The following is a 13,174-nucleotide window of genomic DNA, read 5'->3' as shown; positions in this document are numbered from 1 at the left end:
GTCGTAATTTTTAGAAGCTCAGGTTAATACCGGCAGATAAAGATTTGATGGCCGGGTAACGATAATAGGTAGTACCACCGACTGATTGTTCAGGGTCCAATCCCTTATGCTTATAGAGGGTGAAAAGGTTTTCTCCCTGCAGATAGACCTGCACATTGTTAAGATGCGCGCGTTCCATCAGTGATTTTGGAAGATTGTAACTCAGGTTCACCGTTTTTAAACGGGCATAGCTGGCATCATACAAAAAGCGGCTTGACGTTTGTGTCCAGTTGGTTTGGATGGTAGTCAGCTTAGGTACATCTGTTTTTGTATTCTCCGGTGTCCAGTGGTGCTGCATTTCCGTTGCAAAAGGCCGTCCTGCGGAGGTACCGGTACCCAGCAGGAACAGGTAGTCCTGATCCAGCACTTTACCCCCAAGACTATACGCAATCAGGAACGACAGCGAAAATCCTTTGTAATTGAAGGTATTGGTAAGTCCGCCGTACAGATCCGGCAAAGAGGAGCTATTGTAATATTGTGAAGCGGCGCTGTAGTTGCTGGTAGTACCTTTGGTGCCATCGGCATTGTTAATATACCATAACGGCAACCCGGTTTTTTCATCTATCCCTGCCCACTCGCGGATCCAGAAGTCATAGATGGATCTTCCTACCATCAGCTTCTTGGTGCCGCTGATGATTTCTTTTTGCGGTAATTCGGTAATCTTATTTTTATAGTGGGTCATATTGAGATCTACCACCCAGCTAAAGTCTTTCGTTTTCACCGGTACGCCATGCAGGGTAACGTCAACGCCTGTATTTTTCAGTGCGCCTACGTTCTGGTCTATCGCAGAATAACCCAGGGATGGTGGCAACGGTTTGGAATAGAGCAGGTCTTTTGATTTGCGCTGGAAGAACTCAATAGTACCACCGAAACGGTTGTTGAACATCGAATAATCGACGCCAATATTCAGATTCAGATTGGTTTCCCACTTCAATAGTTTGTTATATAAAAACCTGCGGTAGGTTCCTCCTTCACCCAGGTTACTGTTTACATTCAGCAGCGGGTAATAGTTATAATAGGAATCCTCTCCAAGGTTATCATTTCCCTGTGCGCCGTAGCTGGCGCGGAGAGTCAACAGGTTCAGCCAGCTGCTGCCTTTCAGGAAGTCTTCCTCTGTGGCCTTCCAGGATCCGCCGATGGACCAGAAAGTGCCCCAGGCATGATCCGGCGCAAAGCGGGACGACCGGTCTGAACGCACTGATGCCGACAGGAAGTATTTCCCCAGGTAATCATATTCTGCACGGCCCAGGTAACTGTAAAGGTTATACGTATCTGTATAGCCCTGCAGGTCTTTGATCAATGAAGCATCCGATAATTCATCGAGGCCCAGCAGGGAGAACCCTGAGCGCTGACCATCCATGAACGTGTTGGTGAACTTATAGGTTTCCTGTCCTGCCAGCAGGTTCAGGTGATGTTTTTCGTTAAAGGTTTGTTCGTAGGTCAGGATGTTATTGAAAGTCCAGCTGAAGGTACGGGTAGAAATCTTCTCCACGGTTCCTCCCACTTCTGCATCAAAACCATAAACGGGGTTGGTATATTCATGCTGGTTTCTGGCGGTATAATCCGCGTTATAGCTGGTTTTAAACTTCAGTCCTTTCCAGAGGTTTGCTTCACCATAAATACGTGCAGAAATGTCATCCCTGGACAGGTTATGTTTGTCGATAGCAGATGTACCCACCAGGTTACTGTTTGTATTGGCGGCGCTGGGGCGGTAACTGCCGTAGTCAAACATTTTGTTCCCGTTGGCATCCAGCAGATAGGCGCCTGTGGTTCTGTCGCGCTGATAAATCGGATAGAAGCTGGACATGAGGCGACCGTAGTTCACGTAGTTGTCGGAGCGGCTGTCTTCAGACGGAGGCGCCTGTTGATCAGAATGTGCGCCGCCGAGGTTTAACCCGATCTTCAGCCATTTCTTTGCATCGATCTCTACATTGCTGCGTACATTATAGCGTTTGAAACCGGAGCCGAGATAAATACCCTGGTCGTTAAGATAACCACCGGAAATATAATACCTGCTTTTTTCAGTAGCGCCGCTGATGCTCAGGTCCGCCTGTGTGCGTTGACCGGTGCGTTGCATGGCGTCGTTCCAATCGTCATTCCACAATGTTTTAGCGCCTGCCACCAGTTTGCCGTCGGTGCCTACCGGTTGCGGAAATGCAGCGCCATAAGGGTTAATACCGACTCTTCTGACCAAATTGCTGCTCGCCTGCGTGGCGGCTGTAGCGGGCGATAGTCCGTTTGTTAAACCGGCATTACGGAGGGCTTCCCAGTACATTTCGAAATATTGACCGGTGCTTACTTTCTCATAATCTTTTACGGCCCTTTTGGAGAAGCCCTGGCTAACACGCGCATCGATGGTGGTTCCCAGCTTACGGCCTTTTTTGGTGGTGATGATGATAACGCCATTGGCGCCACGGGAGCCGTATAGTGCGCTGGATGCCGCATCTTTTAATACGCTGATAGATTCGATGTCAGATGGGTTGATAGCATTCAGACTACCGCCGTAAGGTACCCCGTCCAATACGTACAACGGATCCGCAGAAGCATTGATAGACCCTACCCCGCGGATGCGGATGGTTGCATCAGAACCGGGCTGCCCGCTGGTAGCAGTACTTTGCACACCTGCTGCAAGTCCCTGTAATGCTTTGGATACACTGGATACCTGTCTGTTTACCAGTTCATCGCCTTTAATCTGCGATACCGAACCGGTATAAGAACTCTTTTTTGCCACACCGTATGCCACCACAATTTCCACTTCACCTAAATCTTTTCCGGACGAGCGGAGTGCAACATTAAGAGGGCTGTTGCTGATCGGCACTTCCTGTTGTTCCATGCCGATAAAGCGTACAATTAAAGTAGTGGCTGCAGGGTCGTTCACCTGCAATTTGAAATTTCCGTCAGGATCGCTAACAGCACCGGTACTGGTTCCTTTTATCAATACCGAAGCTCCCGGCAATGGTATGTTATCCTTTGCGGAAACAACACGTCCGGTGACAGTCCTTGTTTGGGCAAATACGGCTATCGGGCCGAATAGCAATAGTACTAGCAGTAGTCGTTGTAACATAGATAAAATGTTGAAGTGAGCAGTTTGGTTTTTCATGGCAATAAGCAGTCATACCTGTTGTTAAACAGGCCTGGCAGTTTTTTTCATTGATGTTATATGCCGGGAACAGGCGGCGTTTCGGGAACAGTTAATGATTGTTGTAACCTGCTGTCACAGCGATGTGGTTAAGCAGACAAATTCTTCGATGCTATTGGTTTAATGATGATTGGTTTAATAATCGCAACAACAATGGTTGCGTACAAAATATGGTTGGGTATTCCTTCTCATAAGCTTTCTTTTTATTTTTCCGATCTTATTATCCTATAACTCCTATAGACTAATGGGACGCAAAGCTATATGCTTTACGAGAACAAAACAAAAGAAATGTTAAAAAAGTTGCAGATCCAACCGGGCATAAAAATAGGTTTCCTGTATGCGAGCGGGTTTCAGCGAAATAAAATGTGATGAACGGATAATTTTACCCTCCTTTGTGCATTAACAGTACAATAATAACACCTGAAGTGGTGAGGGTGATATTGGCTACGGCGTAGGCGACTGTATATCCTAATGCAGGTACTTTGCTGTTCAGCGCATCCTGCACTGCGAGCAGCGGGGCAGACTCATCGTGCGCGCCTGCGCAGGCCCCCAAACCTATTGCCGGATGAAATTTAAATACGTATTTCGACAGGAACAGCGCCAGTATCATCGGCAGCAGGCTTAATACCACACCTGCCAGGAATAGCGTCACTCCTTCTTCCTTTAGCCCTTTTAAAAAACCTTCACTGGCGCTTAATCCAACGATAGCAATAAATACGTGTAAGCCCAGTTTTGTCAGCACCCATTGTGAAGCAGCCGGAATATAACCGAAGCGGGGGTGCATTCCGCGCATCCAGCCAAATACAAGACCGGCGATCAGTGCGCCGCCGCTGGTGCTGAGTTCCACGGGTACATTGCCGAGGCGCACACTAAGACTGCCAAACAATGTTCCTGCTACAATACCCCCGGCGAGGTAAACGATATCGGTTTCCACGCCGCCTTTTTCCTTATATCCCAAAACGGCCACTGCTTTATCCAACTCCTCCTGGATACCTACCATTTCTGCAACATCTCCTTTCTGTATAACAGTAGCGCTCCTGAGTGGCATTTCAATACCACTGCGGGTAATTTTCCGGATGCTGATACCATGAAACTTCGCATGCAAACCGAGGGCTCCGAGGGGTTTATTACAGGCGGCTTTGTTGGTAATGATCACGCTCACCGACTGCACCGGGAAGGTTAGCAGTTCCGCATCGGCTACCTCTTTGCCCAATAAAGCCTCCGACGCAATGGCCGCAGAGCGCTGGCCTCCTATCGCCACAATATCTCCCGGTTTAATAACAAAATCAGGGCTGGTTTCCACCATTTTTCCGTTTCTTCTTACGCGGTGGATATAGAGCAACCTCTTTTTATCGTGTAACGTGTTTTCAATCTCTCTCACTGTTTTACCATCTCCTGCCAGTTCACCGTTCACAAGATATGCGCGGAAGGCGACATGGTCATATGCAGTGGTAATATTTTCCTCTCCTTCTGTAGCGGCATCTGATATTCTGCCTTCCATTTCCTTTGTTTCGGCTATCAGCTTCGCCCTGCTGCCCGACATAAACCAGGGCCCTACTACAGACAGGAACCAGCTGGTACCGGCGGTACCGAAAATATAGGTTACTGCATAGGCCACGGGAATCTGGTTGATGAGCGTGGCCTTATCATCGTCGTTCAGATCAAGTTCATTAATAGTATTAGAGGCCACGCCGATAATAGCAGAACAGGTATTGGCGCCGGACATCAAACCCGCGGTGGTACCTGTTTCGAAGCGTAATAAAGAAGCCAGTCCCCAACAGAACAATAAACTGCTGCAGCAAACAATAAAAGAAAATAATGCAATGGGTAACCCGTCTTTTTTTAGTCCCTGGAAAAATTGCGGACCGATACCATAGCCGGTACAAAACAGGAAGAACAGGAAAAAAATTGATTTGGTTTCCGAAGGAATAGCGATATGGAAGCTACCAATGGCGATACCTACCAGCAATACACCGGTAACGGTACCCAGCGTAAAACCTTTTATATGGGCTTTGCCGATGAGGTAACCTACTAACAGGGTTAACATCACGGCTATTTCAGGATACTTTTGTAACGTTTCAATCAACCAGGATAGCATAAGCGGAAGTTGAGATTGCGCTTATATTACAATTATGCATTCCTGTTGGTTCGGAAGAAAACAGGTTATTCTACATCAGGCCGCTTTCAAAACCTTCATCAACGAGCCAGTCTCCGCTGTCGGCCGCCTGTGTAGCCAATTCATCGCAGCGGTTATTAAATGGATTACTGGCATGACCTTTCACCCACTGCATTTTTATACGGTGCTTCTTATAAAGGGGAATAAAACGCAACCAGAGATCTTTATTTTTTTTGTCTTTGAAATTCACTTTTACCCAACCCCATAACCATCCTTTCTCGATACTGTCTACCACATATTTGCTATCTGTAAAAATGGTGACGGGCACCCCATCTTTTTTCAGGGCTTCCAGTGCTACGATCACCGCCAGGAGCTCCATCCTGTTATTGGTGGTTTTACGATACCCTTGCGACATTTCCTTCCGGATATTTCCCCAGATGAGGACTACGCCATATCCTCCCGGGCCTGGATTGCCGCGGGATGCACCATCAGTATATACTACCAGTTCAGCCATGTTCAATTTTAAAGCAGCGCGAAGATAAGGAATAACAACAGCTTTTAGCAGTTAGCTTTTAGCTTTTAAACAGCGCGAAGGTAACGCCGCTATTAGCCATTAGCTTTCAACTATCGGTGCTCCGCTTGCTAAAAGCTAATGGCTAAAAGCTAAAAGCTACACTTGCACTACCCCTACACTAAATACCTGTTCAACAGGTGCATTATTGGCTGCTTTTATTCCTTCCGCGATGCGGAGGCGGGTATCGGCAGGATCGATGATATCATCGACCCAAAGACGGGACGCTGCATAATAGGGCGTTGTTTGCGCGTAATATTTATCTGTGATTTCTTTCAGCAAGCGGGCTTCTTCCTCCGGTGTGATCACCTGTCCTTTTGCTTTGAGTGATGCCACCTGGATCTGCAGCAATGTTTTCGCGGCCTGATCGCCTCCCATTACTGCGATTTTAGCGGAAGGCCATGCGTAAATAAAACGCGGATCATAGGCTTTACCACACATAGCATAATTGCCGGCGCCATAGGAGTTACCAACGATGATGGTGATTTTGGGCACTACCGAGTTGGCCACTGCATTTACCAGCTTGGCGCCATCTTTAATGATACCGGCATGTTCGCTTCTGCTGCCTACCATAAAACCCGTAACATCCTGTAAAAATACCAGTGGTATTTTTTTCTGGTTACAGTTCATGATAAAACGTGCCGCCTTATCGGCGCTGTCGTTATAGATAACACCGCCCATCTGCATTTCGCCTTTGCGGCTTTTAACTATTTTCCGCTGGTTAGCTACAATACCTACTGCCCATCCGTCTATGCGGGCATAACCACATAGAATGGTTTTACCATAGTCTTGTTTATACTGGTCAAAAGCGGATCCGTCTACCAGGCGTTCAATAATTTCCAGCATATCATAGGGCCGGGAGCTATCGGCGGGCAATACGCTGTCGAGTTCTTCACCTGATTTCAGCGGCGCTGCCGGCGTTATGCGGTCAAAACCGGCGAGGGGCTGGTGTCCCAGCTTACTCACTATCCGTTTCACCTGGTCGAGGCATTCCTCATCTGTTTTAAATTTGTAGTCTGCGATTCCGGAGATCTCTGTATGGGTGACTGCGCCTCCTAACGTTTCCGCATCTACGTCTTCCCCGATGGCTGCTTTCACCAGGTAAGGGCCTGCCAGGAAAATGGAGCCGTTACCTTCCACCATCAGTACTTCATCGCTCATGATAGGCAGGTAAGCACCACCGGCCACACAGCTACCCATTACTGCCGCAATTTGTGTAATGCCCATGGCGCTCATCCGGGCGTTGTTGCGGAAGATGCGTCCAAAGTGTTCTTTATCGGGAAATATTTCGTCCTGCATAGGAAGAAATACACCGGCGCTATCTACCAGGTAAATAACCGGGAGCCGGTTTTCCATGGCGATTTCCTGTAAACGGAGGTTCTTTTTGCCGGTCATCGGAAACCAGGCCCCTGCCTTTACCGTCATATCATTGGCCACGATCATACACTGCCGGCCACTTACATAACCGATGCCGCCTACCGTACCTGCGGCCGGGCAGCCACCATATTCCTCATACATGTCGTAGGCAGCAAAGGCGCCTATTTCTGTAAAGGTCGAATCTTTGTCTACCAGGTACTGAATGCGCTCCCTGGCAGTTAGCTTGCCACGTTGCCGCACTTTCTCCAGGCTTTTCTTTCCCCCGCCCTGTTCTATCAATCCCAGACGTTGTTTCATGGTGCTGATTGCCATCCGCATAGCATCTTCATTCTTGTTGTTTTCCAGTTGCTGCTGATCCATAACGATGGTTTTTATATTCTTTAAAAATAAGGGAAAGAATTCAGTAAATTACGGCTACCGGGCTTCGTGGTTCCCCACTATTAGACGATTATTATGATTAACGGGGTTATACTTCTTATTTATACAGATGCGTGCCGGTTATGTAAATACCTATTTAAAAGAGATACGGATATCTTTTAAAAAATAAAAATCATCTTGTATGTCATTATTAACGGAACACTTAGCTACGTCATTGGAGAACCTTTATAATGGCCAGCCGTGGATAGACGTCACCTTTATGGAACATCTTTCCCGCATAGATGCAAAGCAGGCCACGAAGGCATTTGGGGAGTCCAACAACATCTGGGAAATTGTGAACCACGTTATATTCTGGCATCAACGTGCACAACGATTTATGCATAATGAGGCGCCGGAACAGGACGGGGACTTACCGGACTTTTACATGCCTGAAAACCACGGGGAAGAAAACTGGCAGGCCACCAGGCACCGGTTATTGCATTCTTTTGCGCAAATGGCGGAGTCGATCCGCAAATTTCCGGAGAAGGAATTATTTGATGCTTTTCCGGGCACTGAACACAAAGCTATTTATTACCTGCAGGGGCTTGCAGAGCACGACGCCTACCACCTGGGGCAGATTGTATTACTGCATAAATACGCCTAGAACAGGTCCATATCATAACGTTGCTCGTACAGCTGTTGTCCCCAGAGCTGCAGGTGTTTCTCTCCCGTTTTACGGAAACCTGCTTTCTTATAAAGGGCGATAGCTGTTTCCTGCATACTGGTCGTCATCAGGTATACTTTCTGGTAGTCTTTCTCCCTGCAAAAGAGGAGCGCTTCTTCCAGTAATTTTTTCCCCAGCCCCCTGCCCCGGTAATCCGGATGTATCAGGAACCAGCGAAGCTGGGCCAGGTGCCGGGAAGAGCCGAGAATGGCTACGGAACCCACTATCTGGTTGTCGGCTATGGCCAGGAACATACGATCCTTGGCGGGATTATAGGTGGGCAGAAATTCATAGAACGTTTTACATACATAAGCTTCAAATTCAAGGTTGTAACCCGATTCGCGGGCATACAACTGTCCATGTAAATAAATAAGATAGCCTACATCTCCCGGAAGCAGGTTATAACGGATATGAATATCCGAAACCGGCGCTCCCTCTCCTGCTGATAATACCTGTTGTATGGTTTTCATGGCGCCCGCTACCTGCAGCTGCTGTTTCTCCGACAAGGGAGCCGTTAGGGTCCGTATTTCCCCGGTGGATTTTTCTTCCAGTCCTGCGAGCATTTTTTTCCCGGAGGCGCTGAGGTGTAAAAAAAACGTACGTCCGTCGGCGGTAGACTGTTGCCTGGTCAGCCAGCCGTTTTTCTCAAATTTCTTTAACATGCGGCTGAGATAGCCGCCATCGATCTTCAGGATACTGATGAGCTGTCCGGCGGTACATTTTCCCAGCTGCCCGATTTCATATAACACCCTCACTTCCGAGAGCGACAAATTACTATCGAGGATATGCTGGTTTAGTAAACCAATCATCCCCGTATAAAAGCGGTTAAAACTACGGATATCACTGACTACCTGGGATTCATTGGACATAGGTGACTGTTTTTCAGTACAAAAATAAATAAATACTTGACAAAAGCAAATTTATTATTTGCCAAAGTCAAGCATTTATTTACAGCTGTTTTACGCCTGTCAGGCCGGCAATCTGCCGGATTTTGCGGGGATTGTTACCGTTTTGATTTGAGGCGGCTCAGTGTTTCCTGGGAAATATTAAGATAGGAAGCCACCAGTTTATTCGGAAGCCGTTGTACGATATGCGGCGCTTCGAGGAGCAGTTGCCGGTATCTTTCTCCCGCGGTTTGGGTGATAAAGCTCATCAACCGGCTGGTATTGACTACGTAGGCGTTTTCCAGGTAGTGCCGGTAAAACTTTTCCCAGGCCGGGATGGTATCCAGCAGGTAATAGAAATCGTTGCGGGAAATAGCGAGCAACTGGGAGGGCATTACCGCCTGGATAAATTCATGAGAGGGGCGCTGGGAAATAAAACTCATAAGTCCACTCACAAAATTATTCTCAAAAGCCAGGTACCGGGTAGCTTCCTGTCCGTTTTCATCTATAAAATAAACCCTTACACATCCGCTGCTCACAAAGAAGATATTCTTAGACAGCTCTCCTTCCGTCAGTAACAGCTGGTGGCGCGTGGTTTTCAAGGATTTGAAATGAGATAGTATCGCGCTCAGTTGCGCATCCGTTACATTTATTTTGCTGAGAATAAAAGTAGTTAGCTGATCGTACATGCTTATGCGTTATTTCGGCGTCCCTGCTGTTTCAGCACCAAATATATTAATAATGCGGCTACTCCTGTCAGGATGGTGGCCACCAGGAATATCACAGATATAGCATGTGTAACGGAGTCCTGTCTGATGAGTAATGCGAATATGGCTCCCAGTACAGCCGTTCCCGTTATATGACCGGTGGTGCGTGACAAAGATAGTAATCCACTCATCAGGCCGCGTTGTTCCGGTGCGGCCAGCTCCATCACAGCGGTATTGTTGGGTGTTTGAAAGAAGGTTAGTCCCACCTGGATCAAACCAATACGCCATAAGAAACCGATGATCCCCTGGTCCGGCGACAGCGTACTCATAGCCACACAGCCGGCCACCATCACCAGTACGCCGGCCAGCATCACTTTACGTGCATGAAAGCGATCCGCTGCCTTGCCGGCAAATACGCTGAGCACGGCGGTTACCAACGGACCAAAAGACATCAGCAACCCCGTTTCCAGCGGCGTATAGTGCCCTTCGTTGGTGAGATAAAAAGGCAATAATACTACGGTGGCCATGATTACGGTGTATACCAGCAAAGCAGCGATCAAACTGGCACTCAGCAACGGATTGCGGAACAACCGCATATCCAGGAACGGTTGCTTCACCCGTTTTTCATAACGGACAAACAGTACCAGTCCACCGGTAAAACCGGCCAGCAGCAGCAACACCGGCTGGCTCCACAGCCCCTGATCCTCCATAAAGGTCATGCCTAAGCAGTAGCAAACCAATACTGCGGCGAGCAGGATCATACCCGTCCAGTCGGTTTGCTGCGGGTTTCCTTTGGCTGTTACCGGTACATATTTGCGCACCAGGCCATAGGCCAGTATCCCAATGGGAATATTCACCAGGAACATCGACTGCCACCCGAGTGTAGATACCAGGATGCCGCCACAGGTAGGCCCCGAAGCAATACCCAAAGGCACCATCATCGTAAGCCAGCCCATGGTGCGGCCCAGATGGGCTTTGGGCACCAGGTCGCCCGCCAGGGCGAAGCTGAGCGATAAACAAAAGGCGGCGCCTATCCCTTGCAGGGCACGGCATGCGATCAGTGTGCCAATACCTGGCGCGATGCCGCAACCCAGGGATGCCAGCGTAAACAGGGCGATGCCCAGGAGGTATAATTTCTTTTTTCCAAAGATATCCCCCAGCCGGCCGGCGCCTGCAATCAGTGCCGTGAGCAATAGCATATAACTCAATACCACCCACTGGGCTGCAGCAAAAGAAGCCTGCAGGGCTTTCATCAGTACCGGCAATCCTACTATTACAATACTTGTATCCAGGTTTACCATAAAAAGGATCAGGGAGATGCCGATCACTGCAGCCTTTACAGCCCAGGTTCGCCGTTGCGGCGGTTCCGCCGCCGGCGGAGCTTTCATTGTTAAAACAGACATATCATTTATTTTGATGGCGCAAAGATCATGTTAACATGTTCCGTAAAAATTGATCCACGTCAATAAATGAAGCCGTTATTTCCCATCGCCGCAAAGACCGGAAGATCGTTATCTTTGCCTCTTTGCTGCTTTGCTCCTTAAATGTAAAGTAGTATATTGATCAAATTTGATTTATGTCGTCAGGTTTATTATTCTCCTTCGTTGTTGCCTACTTTATCATATTATTGGTAGTAGCATGGTATACGGGTCGTAATTCCAACAATGACTCTTTTTTTATTGGCAATCGTAACAGTAACTGGATGCTGGTGGCCTTTGGTATGATAGGCACTTCCCTCAGCGGCGTTACATTTGTAAGCGTTCCCGGCGCCGTAGGAAAGGATGCCTTCTCTTACATGCAGATCACCCTGGGTTATTTTATCGGGTATATCACCATCGCTTATGTGCTGATACCACTGTATTACCGGCTTCACCTTACTTCTATCTATAATTATCTCGACAGCCGCTTTGGAAAAAGTTCTTATAAAACAGGCGCCTCGTTCTTTATTCTTTCCCGCACACTTGGCGCCACCGCCAGGTTATACCTGGTGGTAAGAATATTACAGGATGCTATCCTCTCCAGTTTCGGGGTACCTTTCTGGCTTACCACCCTCATTATTCTTTTTATGATATTGCTGTATACTTATGAGGGCGGCGTTAAAACCATTGTGTATACCGATACTTTGCAAACAAGCTGTATGCTGGCAGGACTGGTGATCTGTGTTGGATTTATATTGCATACCATGCACCTGACCCTTGGCGAAAGTTTTACGGCGATGCACGAACGGGGACTTACCACTATTTTTAATACAGACCCGAACGACAAACTATTCTTTTTAAAACAGATCTTCGCGGGGGCCTTCATCACCATCACCATGACCGGCCTGGATCAGGAGATGATGCAGAAAAATATCTCTGTAAAAACTTTAAAGGATTCCAAAAAGAATATGGTTACGCTGGCCTTTATTATGGTGATTGTAATTGGATTTTTCCTCTTCCTGGGAGGCCTGCTTCACTTATATGGCGCGCAACAGCAGGTGACGGCTACCGGCGACAAACTGTTCCCCGAACTGGCACTGAAACATATGCCGCCGGTGATTTCCGTGATCTTTATCATTGCGTTGATCTCTGCATTGTTCCCCAGTGCCGATGGGGCTATGACCGCGCTCACCTCTTCCCTCTGCATTGATATCCTTGATATGCAAAAGAGAACCGACTGGACAGAAGTGCAGAAAAAGAAATATCGTCAGCGTATACATCTCCTGATGGCATTTATATTCCTGCTGTTTGTAATGGTTTTTGAGTGGGTGAATAACCCGAGTATGATAGGTGTTATCCTGAAGATAGCCACCTATACGTATGGTCCTTTGCTGGGGTTATTTGCCTTTGGTATTTTAACAAAACGAAAGGTAAAGGATGCGCTGGTGCCGGTGGTTTGTGTGGCAGCTCCATTGCTTTGCCTGGTGGTGGATATTTATCAAAAATCCCTTTTCGGCAGCTTCCAGATAGGTTTGGAATTGCTGATCATTAACGGCCTGTTCACCTTTATTGGTTTATTACTGATTTCCGATAAGCAGAAGGCTTAAAAGCGGAGGGGAACGCCTTCGGCGTTTGTCTTTGGGCAGGATTAGTATGATTATAATGATTGTACTGATTTTATTTCTTTTTTTGAAAGAAGCTTACTTCTTCTTCAAATGTGTTTACCAACAGGATAAAGACATAGATCAGATAAAGCTAAAATCAGCATAATCATTATAATCATACTAATCCTGCCCAAAGACAAACGCCGAAGGCGTTCCCCTCCGCTTTATTCAATCGCCC

The 13,174-nt window shown here is 47.5% G+C and carries 9 protein-coding genes; 2 read left to right on the top strand and 7 right to left on the bottom strand.

Annotated features, from left to right (window positions below; genetic code table 11):
* Positions 1 to 10: 10 nt before the first annotated feature.
* The 4 genes from KE626_RS31590 to KE626_RS31575 form a co-directional block, all read right to left on the bottom strand.
* Positions 11 to 3,103 (bottom strand): SusC/RagA family TonB-linked outer membrane protein, encoded by a 3,093-nt coding sequence (locus KE626_RS31590; protein ID WP_211977076.1) that lies wholly within the window; start codon positions 3,101 to 3,103, stop codon positions 11 to 13.
* A 457-nt stretch (positions 3,104 to 3,560) separates the two neighbouring features.
* Positions 3,561 to 5,276 (bottom strand): aspartate-alanine antiporter, encoded by a 1,716-nt coding sequence (aspT, locus tag KE626_RS31585; RefSeq protein WP_211977075.1) that lies wholly within the window; start codon positions 5,274 to 5,276, stop codon positions 3,561 to 3,563.
* Between the two features lie 70 nt (positions 5,277 to 5,346).
* Positions 5,347 to 5,808 (bottom strand): ribonuclease HI, encoded by a 462-nt coding sequence (gene rnhA / locus KE626_RS31580; RefSeq protein WP_211977074.1) that lies wholly within the window; start codon positions 5,806 to 5,808, stop codon positions 5,347 to 5,349.
* A gap of 156 nt (positions 5,809 to 5,964) precedes the next feature.
* Positions 5,965 to 7,602 (bottom strand): acyl-CoA carboxylase subunit beta, encoded by a 1,638-nt coding sequence (locus tag KE626_RS31575; protein WP_211977073.1) that lies wholly within the window; start codon positions 7,600 to 7,602, stop codon positions 5,965 to 5,967.
* Positions 7,603 to 7,801: 199 nt separating this feature from the next.
* Here KE626_RS31575 and KE626_RS31570 point away from each other — a divergent pair, with 199 nt between their 5' ends.
* Complete coding sequence (locus KE626_RS31570) at positions 7,802 to 8,263, top strand: DinB family protein (RefSeq protein ID WP_211977072.1); 462 nt, start codon at positions 7,802 to 7,804, stop codon at positions 8,261 to 8,263.
* On the opposite strand, the gene KE626_RS31565 is transcribed toward KE626_RS31570, so the two are convergent.
* The 3 genes from KE626_RS31565 to KE626_RS31555 all read right to left on the bottom strand — a co-directional run bounded on the left by KE626_RS31565 (position 8,260) and on the right by KE626_RS31555 (position 11,317).
* On the bottom strand, positions 8,260 to 9,192 hold the full coding sequence (locus tag KE626_RS31565) for a bifunctional helix-turn-helix transcriptional regulator/GNAT family N-acetyltransferase (protein WP_211977071.1): 933 nt from the start codon (positions 9,190 to 9,192) through the stop codon (positions 8,260 to 8,262). The genes KE626_RS31570 and KE626_RS31565 overlap by 4 nt on opposite strands.
* A gap of 134 nt (positions 9,193 to 9,326) precedes the next feature.
* Positions 9,327 to 9,896, bottom strand: a complete 570-nt coding sequence (locus KE626_RS31560; RefSeq protein WP_211977070.1) for a Crp/Fnr family transcriptional regulator — start codon at positions 9,894 to 9,896, stop codon at positions 9,327 to 9,329.
* Positions 9,897 to 9,898: 2 nt separating this feature from the next.
* Positions 9,899 to 11,317, bottom strand: a complete 1,419-nt coding sequence (locus KE626_RS31555) for an MFS transporter (RefSeq protein WP_211977069.1) — start codon at positions 11,315 to 11,317, stop codon at positions 9,899 to 9,901.
* 173 nt (positions 11,318 to 11,490) lie between these two features.
* On the opposite strand from KE626_RS31555, the gene KE626_RS31550 reads away from it, so the two are divergent.
* The gene (locus KE626_RS31550; protein ID WP_211977068.1) at positions 11,491 to 12,939 is read left to right on the top strand and encodes a sodium:solute symporter; all 1,449 of its coding nucleotides are present in this window, start codon (positions 11,491 to 11,493) and stop codon (positions 12,937 to 12,939) included.
* Positions 12,940 to 13,174: the final 235 nt, after the last annotated feature.

It is taken from the genome of Chitinophaga hostae, from assembly GCF_018224885.1.
Classification (GTDB): domain Bacteria; phylum Bacteroidota; class Bacteroidia; order Chitinophagales; family Chitinophagaceae; genus Chitinophaga; species Chitinophaga hostae.
Note: the sequence above shows the minus strand (reverse complement) of the source record. Positions and strands in the feature narration are given on the sequence as shown.